Below are 21,755 nucleotides of genomic sequence, written 5' to 3'. Positions count from 1 at the left end.
GGCTCAGTCCTCCGCCTCGACCGACACCGCACCCAGGGTCAGCCGTTCGCCCGCGTCCAGCAGGTAGGTATCGCCATCGGCGGACAGCACGCGGGTCAGGCCGTTGGCCTGTTGCAGGAACAGGCTGACCGCATAGGCGCCGGCATCGGTCGGCAGCGCGGGCTGCGGCGATGCCGCATCGAACGCGGCAAGCGTCGCGCCGTCGCCCAGCGGCGCGGGCAGGACATGCAGCAGCTTGCCGAAGGACAGGGACCGTTCCGCCTCGGTTCCGCCGGCTGCCGCGCGGTCGGTGAGATGGGACACCGCCACATCCAGCGCGGCGGTGATCTGGTTGGCGTCGGGCGCAGGCTCGGCGGCGGAGAAGGACACGGCGAAATCCATCCGTGTCGGCAGCAGCGGGTCCGAGATCGACACGTCCGACAGGGCGGTCGCGACCCCGGCCAGGTCGATCACGCCGCCGGCGGCATCGAGCCGGTTCTCGGCCCCCGATGACAACAGCAGGTCGGCCGACAGCAGCGAGATGTCCTCGACGCCCTCGACCGCCAGAACGGCACCGACGATCCGGTTGATGCTGGCATTGTCCTTGACCGGCAGGGCGGCAAAGTAATCGGCGACGGCGCCGCGCACCGCCTCGTGGGCGGCGCGGCGGTCCGGTTCGGCCAGCCCGGCGCGGGTGGTCACCTGCAGGGACAGATCGACACCCACCGGCACCTCGGTCCCGGCCAGTTCCAGCACGATACCGGCGGGGCGGGCCTCGTCAAGGGCGCGGGCCAGCTGGGCATGGCGTTCCGGCGACATCGCCTCGGCCACCGGGCGCACCACCACCACGCCGGGCCGGTCCGCGGGTTCCTCGATCTCGCCTTGCAGTCCCTGCCGCGCCAGCGCCGCGCGCAACGCGCCCAGCGTGCCCCGTTCGGAGCCCTGCAGAAAGGCGCGGGCACGGGCGCGCAGCTCGGTATCCGTTTCCGGCGCGCCGCCGCGGGCCGCCGGGGCCGGGTTGGTGACCGACGCGACACCCGCGATCGGCACCGGCAGCACGATCAGCACATCCGCGCCGACAGGAGAGTTGCCCGGCTCGACATCGCGCGCCTCGACCGACACGCGGCGCTGTGCGGGGGTCATGGTCACGGGTTCGACGGTTTCGTATTCGACGGTCACGTCGGCGTCGATCACGCGGGTGCCCTGGGGGATGGTGATCGCCCCGGTCGCGCCCGCATCGCGCTGGAACCGCAATTCGGTCCGCGCCCGCCCGCCGGGCACGCGGGTCACGCCCAGCAGCGCCACCACGTTGTCCAGCGCCCGCCCGGTCGCGGTATCGAGAAACCCGGCACGATAGACGCCTTCCATCTCGGCATGAACGCGGGCGGTTTCGCGGGCGATGGATTCGACCAGCGTCCGGGTGACGCTGCCGACCTCGAAATCGGTCAGTTGCACGGCGGTATCGCGGCGCAGGTAATTGACCTCGAACAGGGTTCCGGCATCCGGCTTGTCGCCCGCGTCCTTCCAGATCAGCGCGGTGCCGTCGGCGGACAGTTCCACGTCGGTACCGGCGCGGAACCGGTGCGACAGCCCGTTGCGCGCGCCGTGCACGGAAACCAGCCGCCGCGCGGGCGGGGCCTCGAGCAGCGTGCGGATGCCGTCACCGGGCGGCGGGAACGGGTGCGCCTCGGCCGAGGTGCCACCCGCCAGCCCGGTGAGCATGGTTTCAAGGACTTCCGGATAGTCGCGGCGGCGAAAGCTCATCCCTGTCCTCCCGTATCGAGTTCAAGCGTAAAGGAAATGGCCAGCGGCACATCGGCGCCAACCGGCAGCGCCTCGATGGCGATGCGGATCACGTCGCGCAGGCTCGGGTGCGGGGTGACCGCGACCGACGTGACCTTGTCGATCCGCCGTTCCGCCTCGAGCGAGGCCAGCACATGCAGCTTGGCCAGGTTGCGGATGGTATCGGTGTTGCGGTCGCCGATGATCTCGTGCAGCCGCGACCCATAGGCGGGATGACCCAGCGGGGCCAGTTCGCCCTGCGGCGTCAGCAGCCGCATCACCAGCGCCTGCCCGAGATTGCCGCGACCCTCGAGCGTGTCGAAATCACGGATCGTCAGGCCGCGCCCGCCCTCGACGGTGCGTCTGGTGGTCTCCGCGGGCGCGTAGATGCGCAGCAGCCGGTTGTCGAGCAGCGTCAGCGCGATGTCCTTGCCGAGATTGGTCTGTGCGTTCATCCCTCAGCCTCCCACGAACACGGTGCCGGCGGCGATGACCGAGCCGCCCGGCAGGTCCGCCGGGTCATTGCAGGTGAGCGCGGTATCGCCCGCCCGGGCCAGCGGCTTGCCGTTCACGAACACGCTGGTCGATCCCAGCATGATCTCGGCGCGGTTGGCGGGCGGGCTCTGGAACGGGCCGCCCTGCGGGATATGCGCCGGGCTGTTGGTCGCGGTCGAGCCCTGGGTGGCCGCCGGGTTTCCGTCGATCTTCACATCGCGGCTGAGCTGTCCGTCCAGCTGGCCGGTGAACGGATGGGGCAGCGGCGTCGGGATCGGGCCGCCGGGCGATGGGATCATCACGATATGGATATCCGTCGCCACCACCATGTCGCCCTGTTTCGCTGCCGGTTTTCCCATCTCGTGCGTTCCTCAGTTCAGATTGATCATCGCGCCCTTGAGCGTCAGGTCCGCCTGTGCCTCGATCGTGACCGCGCTGCCCTTGACCGTGATCTCGGTGCCGTCCAGCACGACCGCCTTGTTCGATTTCAGTGTCAGCGTGCCATCGCTGTCCACGGTGATCTGCGCCTGCCCGCCGCCGACGTCGATCGACACCACCGGATCGTCATCCTGCAGTTTCAGGTCCAGCGACGACCCCAGCCGCACCGTGGCCGATGCCGCATCGGCCGAGGTCACATGCAGGTCGACGCCTTCGCCGTCGCCCGCATCCGACGGCAGCCGCAGCCGCGCGTCGCCCTCGGCGTTTTCGGGCGGGCGGTCCTCGTCATTGTAGAAGCTGCCCAGGATCACCGGCGCGTTGGCCGACCCGCCGAGATACTGCACGATCACCAGATCGCCCACATCCGGGATCGCGGCCAGCCCCTTGCGCGGCGTCATCACCGGCACCCGTTCCAGCACGGCGTCGCTGTCGCGCAGGCGCACGGTGCAGGCATAATTGTCGCTGTCCGAAGCGCTGGCATGGGGGTGGATGTCCTGCACGACGGCGAGTTCCGGCATGCGCAGCCCGCGCATTTCCTCGCGAATGATGCGGCGGAGATCCTGGTAGGCATCGGTATTCACAGCAATCCTCCCAACAGGCCGAGCGCGCCGGCATCCGCATCCGCGCGCGCCAGCGTCACGCGGTTGGAAAACCCGGTTTCCGGGTCCGTGCGCAGGGTCGATGACATCACCCGCCACGGCCCGTCCTGCGCGGTGCCCGACAGCGCGAGGATCGCACCGGGCTGCGCGTCGGGATAGGCGGCCAGCAGCAGCTCGCCGGGGGCGGCGTCGCGGGCCAGCGCCCGGCCGCGGGCCCGGGCGAAACCCTCCACCGCATCGGGGCTGCGCAGCCACGGGGCGGATATGTCGCGCAGGGGCGGCGCGCTGCCACCCTCGGCCTGGTTCGGGCCGGCATCCTTGCGCAGCCAGGCCCATTCGGTCGCGCCCGCGCCGGTGATGCGAACCGCCCCGGTGGCGGCGCGTTCGGTCAGCCGTGCCGACAGGATCGCATCGCCCGCCGCGACCGGGATTTCCTCGCCGGCGCTGGCATCGTCGATCAGTTCCAGCCGGCCCTCGTCGTCGAACCGGGCCAGCCGCCCCATCGACGCTGCCAGCCGCGCGACATGATCCAGCACCGACACACCGTCATCGGCGAAATAGCGCGGCAGGTTCGGCCCGCCCGAGGCGGTGGTGTCGACCCCGGCCTCGGAACACAGCGACGCGATCACGTCGCCCGGCGGCGTTTCGGCAAAGCTCGTCGATACCCGCGCCTGCGCCAGCCGCCGTGCCCCGTTGCCCAGACCCAGCCGCACCGACCCGTCCGAGCGGTGTTCGCGGCTGTCCAGCGTGAAGGCAAAGGTGACCGAGCGGTTGCCGACCGTGACGCCGAGGCTGCCGGTTTCGCCGAGCGGCGGCAGCGGGTCCGCGCCCGGTGGCGGGCGCAGATGCAGCTCGGCCCAGTCCACGAACGGCGCAAAGCCGCGTGCAAGCTCCAGCGCCAGCACGCCGGTTTCCAGCCCCGCACCGCCGTCGAACGGGCCGATATCGGGCGCCAGCCCGCCCAGATCGCCACCCGGCCCGCTACTGCCAAAGCTCAGTGAGATCCGGGGGGCGGTGAGGCCCGGCGTCGTCTCGGCGTCCCTGTCCAGCAATCCGAAAACCATCAGCCGTTCCTCGATTCATACCAGGTGGTGCTCTTGAGAACGCCATCGTTGAGGAAGCTGTTCACCGGCAGGATGCCGACCCGCATGTCACGGAACACGAACGGGATGGCAAAGACCGTGGACGGGGCACCGGTGCCGTCATCGGGCAGCACATGCATGTGCAGGTGGTTGTGGAAACTCATCCCGGTATCGCCCGCCAGCGCGATCAGGTCGCCCTGCGACACCGGCGTGCCCGCGCCGGGATTGGTGCTCTCGGGTGTCGGCGTGGTGCCGCCGAAAAACGGCGCGTTGGTCACGCCGTTCTGCGACAGGTGGCCATAGACCGAATAGGTCTGCACCGGCCCGGTGCCGAAATCGTCATGTTCGGTGTCGATCGTGTCATGGCGGATGGTCAGGAAATTCCACGCCCCCGTCGTGCTGTCGCCCATGCCCTCCTGGAAGGCCCAGACCACGCCGCCGCGGCTGCAGGCGATGGGTTCGCGGAAATCATGGTCGAAATCATAGGCATAGGCCTGCTGTACCGCGTTGTTAGCCGGGGTGTCGAAATCCGAATTGGTGATGTTGTTGTGGCTGAACAGGCCCAGATTGGCCTGGCCGCAGAACCGCGACACGCCGGCCGGGTAGGGCAGCAGATAGGGCGAGGTCTCGCGGCCCGGATAGCCCCGGAAACTGCCGCCGCCCGCGCGATATCGCCCGCCCTCGGTGGCGTTTTCGCGAAAGACGTAGAGATAGAGCCAGTAGAGCCCGAACATCTTGGCCGCCGAGATGCCGCCGGTGATGAAGAACCGTTTGAAATCCTCGGCCCAGGCGATGATCTGCGCCACCAGCGATCCGCTCAGTCCCGCCAGCAGCCCCATGCCGACACCGCCGGCCAGCCAGTGCACGGCCATGGCGCTGGTGCGCTGGTCCTCCAGATCGTCCCGGTCCGGGTTGAACAGCATGATCGAGTAATTGTCCTGCGGAAACAGCGAGATCAGAGCCATGGCGAACATCGAGTCCGAAAACGCGACGAACGGTTCCTGTTTCTGGTGATTGCGCGCGGGGTCGCCGGACAGGGTGGACGGCCCGTCACGGGGGCCGCCGAAATTCAGCAGCACCACGAACCCGATCATCAGGTCGCGCAGCGCGTTCGACATCTGGATCGGTCCCAGCGTGCGGAACACATCGCCCATCAGCACCGTGATCCAGTGGCGGAATTTCTCCGTCGGCGCGTCCGATTGCAGGTTCTGGAAACTGGCGCCGAAGGTCGCGATGCCCTTGAGCCCGACGAAACTGTCCATCGACTTGCCCCAGCGGCGCAGATGCGGGTCGCCCTCGATGAGATGCGCGGACAGGGGCTTGCCCAACAGGATCTGTTGCACGAGATCGGCATATTCGATGGCGCAGACGGTGGCGTTCTGCGCCTCGTGGCCGGGCTGGATTTCCAGCGTGTGCCAGATCGCCTTGGCGGCATCGGCCAGCAGCGACCAGACCTGGGCCCAGATCTCGCAGAACTCGGGTTTGGCATGGGCAAAGGAAAACCACAGCCCGTGGCGGACATGCCCGGCAAAGATCGGGGCCTGGAACCATTTCACATCCGTGCCCGCATGCATCGGCATGTCGTCGCACATCACGAATTTGCGGTCGCCGGTGACATAGACCTGGTGATGTGGCCATTTGAACGTACCCGCCGCCCAGCGGCCGAACCAGCGGGTGCTGTCGGCGTCGAGCGCCGAAACGCGTCCGCCGAACACATGTTCGACCACCCGGCGGTTGTAGAGGAACAGGTCCTGATCGTCGCGATAGGCGGAGCGCAGCTCCTTGATATTGTCCGGCAGGTCGGTTTCGGCGATCAGCGTATCGTCGCCCAGGTCGAGGATCGGCCGGGTCTGGATGATACGGTTCAGCGCGGCGACGATGCCCAGCAGCCTGTCGCGGTCCGGGTCGCCCCCGGTGAAAGTGTCGAGCGGGTCGCGCTCGGCGTCGGTCATCGCCTGGCGGATGGCGACGATGACCGGGTTGGTCGATGTGCGGAAGGTGGTCAGAAATGTCTCGGGCGTATCGAGTTCGGACAGGCCGACCAGCGGCAGGTCCTCGTCCTGCAGCACGAAGCTGGCGAAATAGGAATACTCGGCGGCATCGGGCCGGGGCACCACGCCGGCGCCGACCGGTTGCGGAACGGTGGCCACCGCCTCGCCCGCGGCGACGGCGGCATTCAGGACCTTCTCGATCCCGTCCAGCGCGCAGCCGGCTTCGCGCAGCGCGTCCTGCACGCCCGAGGATTGCAGCAGCCGGTGCAGGCCGCGCGCCATCGGTTCGACCTCGAGGCCCGGCGGCACCAGCAGATGCGTGTGCAGGCCCAGCCGGGCCAGCGTCACCCGCGCCAGGTGTATCCGGCGCCGCGCCTGCGCATCGGTGGGCGCGGGCAGGTCCGAAAGGCGGCGGCGCAACGCGGCGATGTAGTCGGCGATGCGCGCGGCGAGGAAATCGGGCCCGAACCCCAGGTCGTCCTCGATCAGCGCTTTGACGAATTCCAGCTCGGACCGGATCGCCGGGAGCGTGGTCGCCTCGGTCGCGCTCTTTCCCAGCGCCAGCAATTGCCGGATCAGGCCGATGACCAGCGACGGGTCGGCTTGGGCCGTTGCGGTGTCGTCGAGCAGCCCTTGGACAAAGGCGCGGGCCGGCATGAACCGCGCGTTCAGCCGCGCCACCGCGCGGGCCTGCCGGGTCTGGTTGTCCGCGCCAGTATCGGTGAACCAGGCGATGATGGTCTGGCCGACCTCTTCGGCGGCGGCCTGCGCTTCCTTCGCCAGCGGTCCGTCGGCCAGCGCATCCTCGGCAAAGATCGCGATCAGCCGGGCGATATCCTCGGCCAGACCCAGCATCGGGTCGGGACTGTCCCGCCCGATGGCGTAGGGTTGAAGCAGCGCGGTTCCCAATGCCATCCTCTGCTCTCCTATCCCACGCTGACGCTCAGGCTGACGCTGCCACCGCCGCCACCGGGCCGCGCCGCCAGCAATGCGCCATAGGCGGTGTTGATGCGGTCCATTTCCTTTTCCAGTTCGTCCTCGAGCCCGCGCAGCGCCTCGATCAGCGCGTCGAAGATCGGCGTGATGTCCAGCGCCTCGACCAGCGGCAGCACGTCCGCCTCGTAGGATTGCTGCACCGCGTCGCCGATCAGCGTCGCCGGATCAAAGCCCTGCAACGTGGCAATCAGATCGGCCACCGTTTGGTCGAGCGCCTCGATTTCGGCCTGCGGCAGGATCAGCGACAGGTCGAGCGCGTCGATGATGTCGCCGAATTCGCGGTCGAGCGTCACGATCAGCGGCCCCGGTCCGGCGGCTTCCACCTCGGCGCGCACGGCCTGGAATACGCCTTCGAGCGCGTCGCGCAGAAACGCCAGGTCGATATTGCGGATCGTGTCGACCACCTGTTGCACCGCGTCGGTGATCGATTGCAGCGATGCCGGGCCGGTCAGGATGTTGCCCACCGCGCCGGTCAGCCGGGTGGACAGGTCGGCAAACCCGTCCGCCACGGCACCCACCGGCACCGCCGCCGCGCCCAGCTGCGCGATGATGTAGCGCACCGGCACCAGCGCCTTTTCGATCTCGGCCTCGACCGCGCCGCGCAACAGGCCGGCGGTCGCGGCGCCGTTCCGCAGGTCGGTCAGCAACCCGTCGGGCCCGTGCAGCGCATCCGCGACATCCGCTGCCATCGTATCCAGCGCGGCGCGGGCGTCACGCAGCGCCTCGTGCAGGACCGCCGCCGCCCGCAATCCGCCGGTATGGGCGGGATCGAGCGGATCGAACCGGTTCAGCACGTTTTCGATGGCGGTCCGTTCGGGGCCCGCCGGCAGGGCGCGCATCAGCGGCAGCAGCCGCTGGCGCAGGGCCACCATGCGCGACAGCGCCGCCTCGGGGTCCAGCCCGTCCAGCGCGGTCAAGAGCGGCGCGACGGCGGCGTCATGGGCCGCCAGCAGGTCGGGGCCGCGCGCGGCGTCGATGGCGGCGGTGATCTCGGCCAGCAGCGTATCCAGCGCGGCGCCGTTGGGAACCGTGTCGATCTTGGCCAGCGCCGCATCGCGCCAGGCGTCGATCGCGGCGTCGGGGTTCTGCAACGCGGTCAGCGCGGTGGCGGATTTGGCCAGCGCCTGCTGGATCGCGTTCACCGTGTCCAGAACCGCCTGGATGGTGTCGAACACGTCGTCGATCTGGTCGAACACCTCGTCGATGGGGGCCGCGTCGATCACGTCCTGTATCGCCTGTTCGATTGCCGCCTCGATCGGGGCCAGCAGCGTGTCGGGCGACAGCCGGTCAAACTCGGTCAGCAACGCGTCGAAGGCATCGGAGACCGGCGCCAGCGCGCGCGACGGGGCGGCGATCTGTTTCAGCCGGACCTTTTCGGCGGCCAGCGCGGCATCCAGCGGCGACAGCAACGCGCTGGGCCGCACGCCCTGGAGCGCATCGCGGGCCTCGGCAAAGGGCGGCGCCAGCTGCTGGGTGATCAGCGTGCCGGGGTCGAAGGCGCGGATACGGTTCACGACCTCCCGGGGCTTTTCGCGGATCTGCGCCAGCAGGTCCACCGGCCCCTGTTCGATCTTCACGCCCAGCTCGTCGATCAGCGGCTGGGTTGCCGGGCGCAGGTCGGGAGGCAGCACCGACAGGGCCGCATCGAGCATCCCGATCAAGGCGTCGTTCAGCTCGGTATCGTCGAGCGCGCGCAGCCCGGCCTCCATCTGTTCGATCAGCTTGATCACCTCGTCGGTGACCGGCGCGAAGGACAGGTTGCCCGCGGCCTCGGCCGCCTGATCGAGTGTCGAGCGGATATCCTGTGCGGCGGACAGAATGGCGGGGTCCTGCAGGATCGCGGTGATCTGGGCCACCGCATCGGTCACCGCGTCGGCGATGGTTTGCGGGTCGAGCGTGCCGATCGCATCGGCCACCGCCTGCACCGCCGTGGCCAGCGCATCGCGCAGCGGCGCGAATGCCGCCCGAAGCTCGGTTTCGATGCTGTTGCCGATCTGGGTGATGCCGGTGCGGATCTCGGTGGCCAGCGCGTCGAGCGGCAGTGCTGCAATCGCGGTTTCGACCTCGGCAAAGGCGGCGCGGGTTTCCTGCGCGACCGTCGCCAGCGCGCCGCTGATGTCGTCGGCGATGGATTGCGCCTCGGCCGCGACGGTGCCGACGCCGCCCTCGATGGCCGAGAGATCCAGCTTTTCGCCCAGGTCCTCCATGAAATCGGTGATCGGGGTCAGCTGATCCAGCAGCGCCTGGCGGGCGGCGGCATCGGCGGGGGCCGGCATGTCGAAGGCGCGAAAGAACGTGCCGGGGTCGATGGGCTCGAGCTGGGCGGCCAGATGCAGCAGCCGGTCATGCAGATCGGCGGCCAGCCCCGCCAACCCGGCCTGTCGGCCGGTCGCGGTCGGAACCAGCGGCGTGAAATCCGCGGCCTGCAGGGTGCGGATGCCCTCGAATGTAGCGACATGGCCGTCGAGCGTGGCCGCCTGCGTGGCGGCGGTTGCCGGGTCGCCGGCCTCGAGCGCCTCGGCCATGGCGGTGGCGGCGGCGTCGTAACCTGCGGCAAATCCCGACAGGTCCGTGACCCGCAGCGGCGTCAGCAGGGCGAGCGCGGGTGCCGTGCGCGCGGCGATGGTTCCCGCCGTCGCAGCCTGCAGGCGGTTGCGCAGGGTGGTCAGGGTCGCGGCCAGTTCGGTCCCGATTTCGGCCGGCGTGGCCAGCGACCAGCGCCCGAGCGTCTGCACCGGCATCAGCATGTCATCGAGCAGTGGCACCGCGATCGGCAGGAAATCGGCCCGCGCCGGATCGAGCGTCACCGAGGCGAGAAAGTCGATCAGCGTCGCGGGTGTCAGCGGGCTCGGCAACTGGTCGATCCGGGCCGAGATATCTGTCGCCCGGTCCAGCGCGACGGTCGCGCGCGAGGCGCCCGAGGGCGGGGGCGGTTCGGATCCGGGCGGGATCAGCGGGTCGGGCGGGGCGCCGGGGCAGGTGAACTGCGCCTTGGCGATGTCCTCGATGGCCCGTGCCGCCTTGAGCGTGCGCGCCATCAGCGGGACCAGCTGTTCGGTGACAAGGGTGGCAAAGCGGGACAGGTCCGCCAGTGCGTCCGGGGCCGCGCCGCCGGTGATCTGCGGGATCGCCGCGCGCGCCCGGCCCAGCCCGGCCTGCACGTCGCCGCCATCGGGGAGCGCGGGGCCGGCCACCGCCGCCAGCGCCGCGAGGAACTGCGCAAGCCCGTCCGGGTTGTCCCGCAGGTTGGCGGCGAGCCGGGCGATCTCGGCCAGTTTTCCGATCTCGCCGCCCAGCGACGCGTTGAACGACGCGCCGTCGGTTCCGATCTCGAGCTGGAGCAGCAGGTTGGCCATGTCACCCGCTCCCGAACAGGGACTGGATCGCGGGGCCGACGCTGCCCAGCCCGTCGATCAGGGCCCCGGCCTCGTCGGCGGCACCGCCCACCAGCGATGACGGATCGCTGAAATCGGGGATGTCGCCGAGCGCGGCAACCGCGTCGAGCGCATCCGTCACCCCGTCCACGAACCCGGCGGCCTGATCCAGCAGGTCGCTGTCCAGCGCCCCGAACGGATCGTCGGGCGGCGGCGGCGGCGGGCTTTCGCGCAGCACCATGTGATAGGCCAGTTCGCCGGGCCGGGCGGCGTGTTCCTCGACAACGAGGCTTTCGATCAGCACGAACTGGATCTCGGTGGCCTCGATGATGTCGGCCACGAAGGTCATCGGCTCGGCCTCGGCAAAGCGCTGGCGAGCCGCTTCGAGAAACCCGTTGCGTTCCTCGGTTTCGAACACCGAGCCGGCGATACGGATTTCTGCCGGATCGGCGCCAAGGTCCTGGAACAGGCTGCCGCTGCGCCCGGGAACACGGTGTTCGTGCAGCTTGCGCCGTTCCTGCGTGCGCATCATCGAGATGCGGGGGATTTCCCAGTCTCCGAGCATCGGCGTGACGGTCATCGCGGTTCCACCCCGTTGCGCCAGGCGAGATCGCCAAGGTGTGGTTCGGTGTCGCGGCGGCCCCGATGCGCCCCGAGCGCGTCCGGCTGTGCAGACGTGGCGGGATCGGTGCGGGGCAGGTCGGGACCGTCAGATATCCGGGTTCTGCCGCTGACAGTGAATTCGGGCGAGGTGGCCGGGTTTTGGGGGTGTTGCAGATTGGCAGGTCCGGACGGTGTAGATTGTCCAGGGGAGCGCGGCGGCGCATCCGCCGCTGTGACAGGCGCTGCCGGTGGGGACATGGCGGCGGTTTCGACCGGTTGTGTCGCCGCCGGGACGGGCAAGGCCAGCCCGGCCCGTGCGCGGCGCCGGGCGAGATCGGCCAGCGCATGGGGGGCCGGTTCCGCCGGTCGCCGTGGCGGATCAATCACGGCCCCGCTAGTGTGTATCGCCCGGGTTTCGTTCGGCGCCGGGGCGTGATCTGGCCCGGCGTCAGCGGACCGGGGCAGGGCGAGGTTGCGCCGCTGCGCGCGGCGCATATTGGCCACATCCTTCAGGCCGATGGGTTTGCGGGGCGTCCCGGTCAGGGTGCTGCCGCGTGGCTTTCGCGTGTCCGTTGCCGGTTTGCCCGCATCCGGATCGCGGGCCGGGGTCGGCAAGGCGGTTTCGGCCGTCGTCCTGCGGGTGGTCCGCGACGGTGTCGCCCCCGACGGATCGCTGACAGGTTCGGGCCGGTCGCCGGTCCGCCCGGCGGGGGCGAGCGGCGCGGGTTGCGACAGGCTGCGCAGCGGCGGCTGGAGCGGGGCGGGGCGGTCGCGGCGCGGCTCAGACCCGGCGTTCCCGCCACCGCCGAGCAGACGCATCAGCAGCTCGGGCGGGGCAGGCGGCGCAACCAGCGCATCGACCGGCGCGGGGCGGGTCACATACGCCTCGGCCCCGGCCAGCAGATCCAGCAGATCCCGCGCAGGCTGCTTCAGGCGACGGATCAGGGCCAGCGCCCGCCGCACCTCGTCACGGGATGGGGTCGGTCCCGCGGACATGGGTCACCCTCCGCGACCGCGCAGCGCGGCCACATGCAGCATGGTTTCGCCCAGCGTCAGGCGGCCGACCTCTTCGGGGGTCCAGCCCAGTTCGCGCGAGAGCAGCAGCGAGGCCTGCACCAGCGGATCCTCCAGTGCGTCCATCACCTCGGCTTCGGTCGCGGTGATGCCGCTGATGCGATTGACCTCCGACAGCAGGAATTGCAGCAGCCCGGCGGGCAGCGCCCCGATCTGGTCGAGCGACAGGGCCGGGTCGACCAGCGCCTGCCGCACCATCAGCGCGCCGCTCAGGTCGTCATTGTCGCGCGCGGCGCGGGCGATCAGGCGCAGGTCGCGCACGGTCAGCGGGCGCAGCATCACGCGGCGGTCATCGGCATCCGGCAACAGCGCCTCGGGGATGTCCACCGCATGTTCGGTCGCGGCCCCGGCGATCAGGTCCTCGGCGGAGATCACGTCATTCCTCCGCGACGGTCACATAGAGCGCCTGGAACCCCACCTTCTCCATCACGAATTCGTCCTCGGGCAGGCTGTAGACCCAGGTGTCGAGCTTGACGTCATGCAGGGTGAGGGTGTTGAGCGATCCGCTGGAGGGATTGGCCAGGCGCAGCGTGATGTTCATCGCCGGCTGCACCCAGTTGCCGCCCGGACGCCCGCCGCGCGCCTGGCCCAGCATCAGCCCGATCAGTGCGCCGTTCACATAGGCCCGGCCCACGGTGCCGCGGACATTGACATTGCCCGGGCGCAGCTGGCTGGCATAGCGCTGGCCGATCTCGTGATAGGCGCGCACGTCGCTGGTCACCTCGACCCGCACGTCCTGCACCCGGCCAACGGCGGTCAGTTCATGCGCGTCCAGCACCTCTTGTGCGGCTTCGCCTTCGGTGGTCTGCGGCGCCGACAGCAGGATTGCCCCGTCCGCCCCTGTATAGACATCGGTATTCATTGGAAATCCGTCCTCTTACTGCAGCGTGATGGTCACGGCGACAAAGTCGATGCTGAACGTCGGTTGCAGCAGCATGTTGACGATGGCGCGGCCGTTGATTTCGTCCTGGCGGGTCGCGGTCACCTCGAGCCGGTAGTCGGTCAGCTGTTCGTCCACCAGCATCGTGGTCAGGAACCCGTCCAGCGCGCTGTGCAGCGCGGCGCGGACCCGTTCGTTGTTGAGCCGTCCGACAAAGGCGTTCGACACCTGCCGGGTCCCGGCCTTGGCAAAATCGACGATCCGCCGCGTCGTGACCTGGCTGAACCCGCCATTGTCGGTGGTCAGCCCGCGCACGACACGGGTGCCGTTGCGCTGTTCCAGCGCCAGGATGCGATTCTGCACCAGCCCCGCGCGTTCGGCATAGGAAAACCGCTGGGCAAGATCGCCCACGCCGACCAGAACCTTGTTGGTCGGGCTGACATGAGGCGCCAGCGACGAGACCAGCGCCGCGACTGGACCGGCGATGTAATTGCCCGGCAGCACCACCGGCGTGTCGGGCGCGCCGGGGTTGAACACCGCATAGCCGGGCGCGGCCAGGATGATGCGGTCATTGGTCTGGGCCTGGCCCTGGATCGCCGCCGCATCGGCCCCGTCCGCGCCGATCACGCAGATCAGGTCCTGGTTGTTGTTCTCGGCCGATTCAACCACCGGCGGGATCACCGCCAGCGCCCCGGCCGTGTCCATCTGCGGCGCGACCAGGATCTGCACGTCATCCTTGATCAGTTCGTTGAAGGCCGCGGTCATCGCGGTCTGGTCCGAGGCGTCGGTGACGCCGCGGGCAAAGACCGTGCGCGCGCCGTTGCGATACAATTCGCCGATCTGCGCAGTCAGGTTCAGCCTGCCACCGCCGCTGGCGATGACCGAGGCCGCGCCAAAGAACTCTTCGGCCTCGGACGCGGTGGACAGGGTGCGCGTGGTGCCTGCCGCGCCGGCCGTGGTCTGGCCCACAATGCCGATATTTCCCGCCGAGATACCCCGGACGCCGATGAGCCCCTCGGAATTGACCCTGATATAGGTCCCCGGGAGGATCAGATTGGCACTTACAAAGGTTTCCGCCATGTGTCTGTTTCTCCTTTGGTCAGAGGCCCGAAAGCCGAAAAAAGTCAGTCAAAGTCTCGAAAGCCGGAAGCTACGGAACCGAGCCGTGTCGGCCCGCCGGCAGAACAGGCCCACCGATCCCGGCCCGGTCAGCGCCGGGTCGCGGCCCGACAGCACGATCTGTTCGTTCACCGCCAGTTCGATCCGGTCGCCATCGGCCAGCAGCCGCAGCCGCAGCCAGGTGTCGGGGGCAAAGCCCTGCGTTGCATCCTGCCCGCCCGCGTCGAGAAGCGACCCGCTGCCGCCGATGCGTTTGCCCATGACACGGATGTCGGCCGGGCTTTCCAGGACGACGAACCCGAAATTGTCGATATCTGCAAAGCGGAACACGAAGCCGATGCCGCCGATGCTGCCACAGCGCATGTCGGCATTCACCACGAAATTCGTGAGATCGCCGGCCAGCGTGGGCGACAGGATCAGGTAGGTGCCGATCTTGTTGCCGGCGATGCCGTTGTTGCCGCCCGAGGCGGTGCCGGTCTGCGTGACCTCCTGCGCGGCGGCGTCATAGGCCCAGTTGCCATCGCTGCCCGAACCGCCGGACCGGTCCAGCGCCACGAAATCGCCCAGCGGATCGGCCTGGAAATCGCTGGCATAGACCCGCCCGCCGCGTTCGGTCAGCCCGGCCTGCGTGATGTCCAGCGGCACCGAGTCCAGTGCGCCTTCGGACGCCAGCGGCACGGGCCTGTGTTCAAAGCTCACCGAACAGATGATATCGCGGCCGAACGGGGCGCCGATGCCGTCGGCGGCGCGCAGAACCGGCGTTTCGCGGTCGGTCAGCCGTTTCAGCTTGAAGATGCCGTTGCGGCGCAGCTGCTGCGGGTCCGCCCTGAGCAGGTCGTTGGCGGCCTGAAGCTCGGCATCCGCCAATGCGCCGGAATTGTTGCCGAAAACGCGAATGGCGATCTCGGCATCCAGCCGCCGCGCGTAGAGTTCCGCCTGCGGGTCGGTATTCACGCCGACGAACCCGCCGATACCCGCCAGGCGCGGCGTGTTGGACAGAACGATGACCTGGGGCGTGGGTGCCGGTCCCGCTGCGGTCAGCAGGCCGCTGATCTCGGCGCTAAGCGCGTCAATGGCCTGTCCCAGCGGAGCGAGCATCAGCTTTGTCCCCCCTGGCGGATCGGGACAGACGAAACTACTTTTTCACGGCCAGCCACAGCAATAACCACCTTTCGGCGAATGCGGGAAACAAATGGCAACGCAACGTATGCGCGAATAAAACAATAATTGAGTGTAGGGCGAATTTCTGAGTCGCACAACATCCGCGTCCGGCCCGATGCGGCGTTGCGGGGTGGGTCAGCGGCGATTTGCCGGTCGCGGCCCGCACCCGGTGCGATCAGGCCGTGATGTCGGCGACCAGGTCATCCGGATGCGGGCGGGGCAGGCGGTCCAGCAGTGCGGTGACCCGGCTGCGGCAACTGCCGCCGCGCCAGGTCTCGGGAAAGACGTGATCGGGCAGGGTGGGTGCCTTCAGCGCGATCCGGCGCCAGCCATGGACCAGCAGCACCCGCAGCATGGCGGTTTCGATCGGGCCGAAACGGGGCCGGGAGCCGCAGAGATCATCGAGCCGGACCAGCCGCGCCTCGAATTCGTGGGCCATCCGCACCAGGTTTTCGTCGCAGACCCGGGTCCTGATCCAGCCGGGCACATGGGTGTCGGCGGGCAGGGGCAGGTGCAGGTGGCCGGGATCGCGCGGCGGATACGTGGTCAGCCCCGCATGAGGCAGGATCCACACGATCCCGGAGGCGGCGCCCTCTGGCATCTCGGTCCGGTCCGCGAGCACCAGCCATGCCAGCTCGGCCGGTGCGGTGCGCGCATAGATCAGCGGGGACGCGGCGCGGCTCTGGGTGCGCCCGGAGGGCGTGAGGCGGTAGAGGCTCTGCCGACCGGCGCGCTCGCTTTCGATCCAGCTGTCCTTGCGCAGGCGATGCAGGGCGACGCGGACCGCCTCGGGTTTCAGCCGCATCCGGTCGGTGAGCCGGTTGATCAACTGACCCCCGAGCCGGGCGCTGCCGTCGCGGGCGAGGTCTCCGAAGATGGTGACCAGCAGCGACCAGACCCGCGGTGGCCGGTCGCCCAGCAGGCAATCGACCAGCCCGTCGATCCCGGGTGTCCACCCCGGGCCGGGGCCGGGGAAGGGGATGAGGGCGGCGTCAGGCTGCACGAAAGGTGAGGCCGAGCCGGTCCAGCGCCTGGTCCAGACGTTCCTGCCACAGCGCGCGCAGGTTCGGGCCGGGCTGGTCGCGCAGCCCCCAGTCCCTCAGCTGCGCCATGCGCCCGGCGCTGATGTCGCCGAACATCGCGGACACGCGCGGATGCCAATAGGCGAGGCTCTCCGCCACCGCATCGGTCCCGCCGCTTTCCAGCAACCGGACGATCCCTTCCTCGGCCAGTTCCGCATGGCGCCGTTCCACCGGCAGGACGGTGCGGATCGCATCGGCCAGCGGCTGGTAGGAGCATTTGACCATCTCGTCGAGCTGCACGCAGACGCCCAGCCCCATGCACAGGTTCATCACCACCGCGTCGGTCCAGCCGTCGAGCGGGTAGTTCAGAACCGACAGGCGCATGTCATGGGCGCTGCGGGTGCTGCCCGGCGCGGTGTCGCGGGGCAGGCGGTCGGTCCAGGGATGGTGGGTCGCATAGCGGTCGGTATCGGCGCCGAATTCGCCCATGATCCGCAACACCCTGTCGGCGTTGTCGGTCTTCTCCAGCACGATACGCGCCGCCGCGATCCGTTCCTTGATGCCCGGCCCGGCGTTGATCACGTCGGCAAACCCGGCCGCGCCGGCCAGTTCGCTGTCGACGAATGTGGCCATGATCTTCATCAGTTCGGCCCGGTAGCGGGGTGGCACGTTGGCCGGGTTGGTCAGGCGGCCGCCGCGGGCGAGGTATTCGGTGATGTTCATCTCTTCCGACATGGGCGCTGTCTCCTATTGGTCGTAGTCGACGACCACGCGGTCGGTGACGGGATAGGACTGGCAGGACAGGACATAGCCCTGCGCGACCTCGTAATCCTCGAGCGCGTGGTTGGCGACCATCTCGACCTCGCCTTCGAGAACCCTGCATTTGCAGGTCGAACAGACCCCGGCCTTGCAGGCAAAGGGCGCGTCCAGCGCGTTTTCGAGCGCCGCGTCGAGAATGGTCACGTCCTTGCCCATCTCGAATGTGCGCGCGGTGCCGTCCATGGTGATCGTCGCCTGCGTCGCCCTGGCCGCGGTGCCCGCATCGCCCGAAGCAGCCGGTTTGCGCGCGATCCGTCCCGGCTGGGATGACGCGAACAGCTCGAACTTGATCTGCTCGTCGCTCAGCCCGTGGTCACGCAGCGCCGCGGCGATGCCCAGCATCATCGGCTCGGGGCCGCAGATGAACGCCCGGTCGATGCTGCCGATGTCGATCCAGTGGTCGAACAGGGCCGCGCATTTGGACTGGTCGACGAGGCCTGTGAACAGTTCGATTTCCTGCGCGTCCGCCTCCAGCACATGGATGACGTTCAGCCGCCCCATATGCAGGTTCTTCAGATCCTCCAGTTCCTCGCGGAACATGATCGTGTTCACGCCCTTGTTGGCATAGACCAGCGTGAAGGTGCTGCGGGGTTCCTCGGCAAGCACGGTCCTGAGGATCGACAGCACCGGGGTGATCCCCGAGCCGCCCGCGAAACCGAGATAGTTGCGGGCCCTTGCCGGGTCGATCGGGGTGTGGAAACTGCCCATTGGCGCCATCGCCTCGATCACCATGCCGGGTTCGAGAGCCTCGTTGGCCCAGGTCGAGAAGGCGCCGCCGTCGACCCGCTTGATGCCCACCTGCAACAGCCCGTCGCCACGGCCGGCGCAGATCGAATAGGACCGGCGCAGCTCGGTGCCGTCGAAATCGCGGCGGAAGGTCAGGTACTGGCCGGGGATGAAATCGAAATCCGCGCCGTTTTCCGGGGCCAGCGACACCACCACCGCATCGCGGATGGTTTTCCTGACATCGGTCACCGTCAGTTCATGAAATCGCGCCATGGGACCTGTTCCTCAGATGCATTTGAAATAGTCGAAGGGTTCGAGACAGCCGTTGCAGCGCCAATGGGCCTTGCACGGGGTCGAGCCGAACTGACTGACGCGCACCACGTCGGTGTCGCCGCAATGCGGGCAGCGTTCCGGGCCGCCGGCCGGTTGCGGTGGCGCGATGCCGTAATCCTCGAGCTTCGCGCGCCCCTTGGCGCTGAGCCAGTCGGTGGTCCAGGGCGGCGAGATCCGGGTGCTGATCCGCAACGCGTCGATGCCGTGGTCACGCAGCGCGGTTTCGATATCCATCGAGATGACGCGGGTCGCCGGGCAGCCGGAATAGGTGGGCGTGACCGCGACCTCGAGCGTGTCGCCATCCCAGGCGACGTCGCGGACGATCCCCAGGTCGACCACCGAGATCACCGGGATCTCGGGGTCGGGCACCTGGTCGAGCCAGCCCCAGATGTCTTCGACCGCCGGTTTCATCCTACCAGGTTGCGCCGGGATAGGCGCGCTGGAGCCACTGCATCTGCGTCAGCAGATGGCCCAGATGCTCGGAATGGCGAAACCCGGCCTTGCCGCCGCCATGGGCAAAGGTTCCTTCGGGAACCTGCAACGTGGCCTCGCCCAGCACCTTGAGCACATGGGCGTCGTAATCCGGGCGCAGATCCGCCGGATCGGGGGCGATGCCCGTCTGCGTCATCGCCGCATCCACGTTGTCGGGGGCGAACATTTCGCCGACATAGGGCCAGAGCAGATCCAGCGCCGCCTGCATCCGGGCATGGCTTTCCTCGGTGCCGTCGCCCAGGCCGATGACCGTGTCCGCCGACCGTTCGACGTGATAGCGCGCCTCTTTCAGCGCCTTGGCGGCAATCCCGGCCACGCGGCCATCGCCGGAGTCGGCCAGCCGTTCCAGCATGATCCGATGCCAGGCATCGAACAGGAACTGGCGCATCATGGTCTGGCCGAAATCGCCGTTGGGCTGTTCGGCCAGCAGGAGGTTCCGGAAATCCCAGGCGTCGCGCAGCATTGCCAGATCGTCCGCCGTGCGGCCCTTGCCCTCGATCTCGCCGGCCAGCCCGAGCCACATCTGCGTCTGCCCGATCAGGTCCAGCGCGGTATTGGCGAGCGCGATATCCTCTTCGAGCACCGGGGCATGGCCGCACCATTCGCTGACCCGATGACCCAGCACGAGCGTGTTGTCCCCCATCCGCAGCAGGAACTGGAACAGGGCCGCATTCGCGTCCATCACATCGCCCCCACTTCGTCGGGAATGTCGAAAAAGGTCGGGTGGCGATAGACCTTGGATTCCGAAGGCTCGTAGAACGGCCCCTTGTCCGACGGCGACGACGCCGAGATATGGCGCGCTTCGACCACCCAGATCGACACGCCTTCGTTGCGGCGGGTATAGACATCGCGGGCATTCTTGATTGCCATTTCCGCGTCGGGTGCGTGCAGCGACCCCACATGGCGGTGGCTCATGCCGTGCTGGCCGCGGATGAAGATTTCCCACAGCGGCCATTCATGACGTTTCGGGGCGTCGCCTTCGGTGACGGGATATGCGTTTCCGACCGAGCTCATTCTGCTGCCACCTTTCGTGCTGCACGTTTCTGCGCATGGGCCAGAAGCCCGTCGCGCACCCATTTGCCGTCGTCCCATGCCGCGTTGCGGGCGGCCAGGCGTTCGGTGTTGCAGGGGCCGTTGCCCTTGATCACCTCGAAGAATTCGGACCAGTCCGGTTCGGAAAAATCATATCCGCCCTTGTCCTCGTTCCATGTCAGGTCCGGGTCCGGCACGGTCAGGCCCAGATACTCGGCCTGCGGCACGGTCTGATCGACGAATTTCTGCCGCAGCTCGTCATTGGTGTTCATCTTGATCTTCCACGCCATCGACTGGGCGGAATGGACCGAATCCTTGTCCGAGGGGCCGAACATCATCAGCGACGGATACCAGAACCGGTCCAGCGCATCCTGCGCCATCCGTTTCTGTTCCGCGGTGCCGCCGGCCATCTTCATCATGATGTCGTAGCCCTGCCGCTGGTGGAACGATTCCTCCTTGCAGATGCGGATCATCGCGCGGGAATAGGGGCCGTAGGAGGTGCGCTGCAGCGGCACCTGGTTCATGATCGCGGCCCCGTCGACCAGCCAGCCGACTGCACCCATGTCGGCCCATGTCAGGGTGGGATAGTTGAAGATCGAACTGTATTTCATCTTGCCCGACAGCAGGTCGCGGGTCAGGTCGTCGCGGCTGACGCCCAGCGTTTCGGCGGCGCAATAGAGGTAGAGCCCGTGCCCGGCCTCGTCCTGCACCTTGGCCAGCAGGATCGCCTTGCGCTCGAGCGTCGGCGCGCGGGTGATCCAGTTGCCCTCGGGCAGTTGCCCGACGATTTCGGAATGGGCGTGCTGGCCGATCTGGCGGATCAGCGTCTTGCGATAGCCCTCGGGCATCCAGTCCTTGGGTTCGATCTTTTCGCCGGCGTCGATCCGGGCCTGGAAGGCCCGGGCCTCGGGGCTGTCATCGGCGGCGCCGGACTTGACCATCTGTGCATACATCTGCGCGTTCCTTCCCAGTTAGACGCCAGCGGGGATCGGTGTCATGCCGCGGGGCGGCGGGCGGTCCGGCGCTCCGGTCGCCGTGCTTCTGCCACCCCCGGCCTGACCGCATTGTCGCCACGGTCGCACCGTCGCGCCAGAATTTTCTGCCGGATCGGCGCTGCCGCGCTTTGAACGCCCGTCGGGGTGGTTGCTGGCATCGGATCCTCCTCACAAAACCGACCGCATGGTCGATTTAGCTGTGAATGCAGATTTGCTCAAGAAAAAAGTTACAGGTATGGGATTGTGCGCCCGCGGATGTAACATATCGGGGCGCGGCGCGGGGATGTCGGCAATCGCCGCGCGGATGGACATCCGGGCGACAGGCGAAAACGGAGGGGCTGAGCCTGACTGCGGCGGCGCGGGCAGGGGGCGCTAGGCCCCGGGCAGGCGCGCGGTGACTTCGATCTCGATCTTCATCTCGGGTTCCTGCAGCCCCGCGACCATCATCGTCGCCGCTGGGCGCGCCCGCGCAAAGGCTTCGGAGACCAGCGGCCAGCAGGCGGGCCAGAGCGCGGCATTGGGAAGGATGTAGCGCACGCGCACGACGTCATCCAGCGCGGCCCCGGCTTCGGACAGCGCCCCGGCGATCGTGGCCAGCGCGTTGCGGCACTGGTCCTCGACCGTCTCGGGCATGGTCATGGAGGCGTAGTCATATCCGGTGGTGCCTGCGACAAAGACCCAGCCATCGGCCACGACCGCGCGGGAATACCCGATCCGCGTCTCGAAGGGCGATCCGGTCGAGATGTGCCGGACCGGCATCGCG

At 68.5% G+C, this 21,755-nt stretch carries 21 protein-coding genes; all 21 read right to left on the bottom strand.

Features of this window, described 5'->3' with window-relative positions; genetic code table 11:
• Positions 1-3: 3 nt before the first annotated feature.
• The 21 genes from C6Y53_RS00595 to C6Y53_RS00495 all read right to left on the bottom strand — a co-directional run bounded on the left by C6Y53_RS00595 (position 4) and on the right by C6Y53_RS00495 (position 21,751).
• On the bottom strand, positions 4-1,743 hold the full coding sequence (locus tag C6Y53_RS00595) for a baseplate J/gp47 family protein (RefSeq protein ID WP_106470669.1): 1,740 nt from the start codon (positions 1,741-1,743) through the stop codon (positions 4-6).
• Entirely contained in the window at positions 1,740-2,216 is a 477-nt protein-coding gene (locus C6Y53_RS00590) for a hypothetical protein (protein WP_106470668.1), read from the bottom strand. The genes C6Y53_RS00595 and C6Y53_RS00590 overlap by 4 nt, the downstream gene beginning before the upstream one ends.
• 3 nt (positions 2,217-2,219) lie before the next feature.
• Complete coding sequence (locus tag C6Y53_RS00585) at positions 2,220-2,615, bottom strand: PAAR domain-containing protein (RefSeq protein WP_106470667.1); 396 nt, start codon at positions 2,613-2,615, stop codon at positions 2,220-2,222.
• A 12-nt stretch (positions 2,616-2,627) separates the two neighbouring features.
• Entirely contained in the window at positions 2,628-3,275 is a 648-nt protein-coding gene (locus tag C6Y53_RS00580; RefSeq protein ID WP_211299430.1) for a phage baseplate assembly protein V, read from the bottom strand.
• The gene (locus tag C6Y53_RS00575) at positions 3,272-4,357 is read right to left on the bottom strand and encodes a hypothetical protein (protein WP_106470666.1); all 1,086 of its coding nucleotides are present in this window, start codon (positions 4,355-4,357) and stop codon (positions 3,272-3,274) included. Before C6Y53_RS00575 ends, C6Y53_RS00580 begins: the two co-directional genes overlap by 4 nt.
• A complete protein-coding gene (locus C6Y53_RS00570) occupies positions 4,357-7,281 on the bottom strand; it encodes a M23 family metallopeptidase (RefSeq protein ID WP_149615427.1) in 2,925 nt (974 codons plus the stop codon). The genes C6Y53_RS00575 and C6Y53_RS00570 overlap by 1 nt, the downstream gene beginning before the upstream one ends.
• Positions 7,282-7,292: 11 nt before the next feature.
• On the bottom strand, positions 7,293-10,718 hold the full coding sequence (locus C6Y53_RS00565) for a hypothetical protein (protein ID WP_106470664.1): 3,426 nt from the start codon (positions 10,716-10,718) through the stop codon (positions 7,293-7,295).
• A 1-nt stretch (position 10,719) separates the two neighbouring features.
• Positions 10,720-11,316: a hypothetical protein gene (locus C6Y53_RS00560; RefSeq protein ID WP_106470663.1), complete on the bottom strand. Its 597-nt coding sequence runs from the start codon at positions 11,314-11,316 to the stop codon at positions 10,720-10,722.
• A complete protein-coding gene (locus C6Y53_RS00555; protein ID WP_149615426.1) occupies positions 11,313-12,335 on the bottom strand; it encodes a hypothetical protein in 1,023 nt (340 codons plus the stop codon). Before C6Y53_RS00555 ends, C6Y53_RS00560 begins: the two co-directional genes overlap by 4 nt.
• A 3-nt stretch (positions 12,336-12,338) precedes the next feature.
• Positions 12,339-12,788, bottom strand: coding sequence for a hypothetical protein (locus tag C6Y53_RS00550; RefSeq protein ID WP_106470661.1), 450 nt, complete (start codon positions 12,786-12,788; stop codon positions 12,339-12,341).
• A 1-nt stretch (position 12,789) separates the two neighbouring features.
• The gene (locus C6Y53_RS00545) at positions 12,790-13,275 is read right to left on the bottom strand and encodes a hypothetical protein (RefSeq protein ID WP_106470660.1); all 486 of its coding nucleotides are present in this window, start codon (positions 13,273-13,275) and stop codon (positions 12,790-12,792) included.
• A 15-nt stretch (positions 13,276-13,290) separates the two neighbouring features.
• Entirely contained in the window at positions 13,291-14,373 is a 1,083-nt protein-coding gene (locus C6Y53_RS00540) for a phage tail sheath C-terminal domain-containing protein (RefSeq protein WP_106470659.1), read from the bottom strand.
• Positions 14,374-14,421: 48 nt separating this feature from the next.
• Positions 14,422-15,510: a LamG domain-containing protein gene (locus C6Y53_RS00535; protein ID WP_106470658.1), complete on the bottom strand. Its 1,089-nt coding sequence runs from the start codon at positions 15,508-15,510 to the stop codon at positions 14,422-14,424.
• 238 nt (positions 15,511-15,748) lie between these two features.
• Positions 15,749-16,576 carry a PaaX family transcriptional regulator C-terminal domain-containing protein gene (locus C6Y53_RS00530; protein ID WP_106470657.1) on the bottom strand — a complete coding sequence of 276 codons (828 nt, stop codon included), beginning with the start codon at positions 16,574-16,576 and terminating at the stop codon, positions 15,749-15,751.
• Entirely contained in the window at positions 16,566-17,330 is a 765-nt protein-coding gene (locus C6Y53_RS00525; RefSeq protein ID WP_106470656.1) for a Phenylacetic acid catabolic protein, read from the bottom strand. Before C6Y53_RS00525 ends, C6Y53_RS00530 begins: the two co-directional genes overlap by 11 nt.
• A 12-nt stretch (positions 17,331-17,342) precedes the next feature.
• Positions 17,343-18,413, bottom strand: a complete 1,071-nt coding sequence (locus C6Y53_RS00520; protein WP_106470655.1) for a 2Fe-2S iron-sulfur cluster-binding protein — start codon at positions 18,411-18,413, stop codon at positions 17,343-17,345.
• Between the two features lie 12 nt (positions 18,414-18,425).
• A complete protein-coding gene (gene paaD / locus C6Y53_RS00515) occupies positions 18,426-18,884 on the bottom strand; it encodes a 1,2-phenylacetyl-CoA epoxidase subunit PaaD (RefSeq protein WP_106470654.1) in 459 nt (152 codons plus the stop codon).
• A 1-nt stretch (position 18,885) separates the two neighbouring features.
• On the bottom strand, positions 18,886-19,647 hold the full coding sequence (gene paaC / locus C6Y53_RS00510) for a 1,2-phenylacetyl-CoA epoxidase subunit PaaC (RefSeq protein WP_106470653.1): 762 nt from the start codon (positions 19,645-19,647) through the stop codon (positions 18,886-18,888).
• Positions 19,647-19,979, bottom strand: coding sequence for a 1,2-phenylacetyl-CoA epoxidase subunit PaaB (paaB, locus tag C6Y53_RS00505; RefSeq protein WP_106470652.1), 333 nt, complete (start codon positions 19,977-19,979; stop codon positions 19,647-19,649). Before paaB ends, paaC begins: the two co-directional genes overlap by 1 nt.
• Positions 19,976-20,950, bottom strand: a complete 975-nt coding sequence (paaA, locus tag C6Y53_RS00500; RefSeq protein ID WP_106470651.1) for a 1,2-phenylacetyl-CoA epoxidase subunit PaaA — start codon at positions 20,948-20,950, stop codon at positions 19,976-19,978. The genes paaB and paaA overlap by 4 nt, the downstream gene beginning before the upstream one ends.
• A gap of 414 nt (positions 20,951-21,364) precedes the next feature.
• Positions 21,365-21,751, bottom strand: a complete 387-nt coding sequence (locus C6Y53_RS00495; RefSeq protein WP_106470650.1) for a RidA family protein — start codon at positions 21,749-21,751, stop codon at positions 21,365-21,367.
• Positions 21,752-21,755 lie beyond the last annotated feature (4 nt).

The sequence above is a fragment of the Pukyongiella litopenaei genome, assembly GCF_003008555.2.
Taxonomy (GTDB): domain Bacteria; phylum Pseudomonadota; class Alphaproteobacteria; order Rhodobacterales; family Rhodobacteraceae; genus Pukyongiella; species Pukyongiella litopenaei.
The sequence above is the reverse complement of the archived record's forward strand: the minus strand, read 5'-3'. Positions and strand labels throughout refer to the sequence as shown.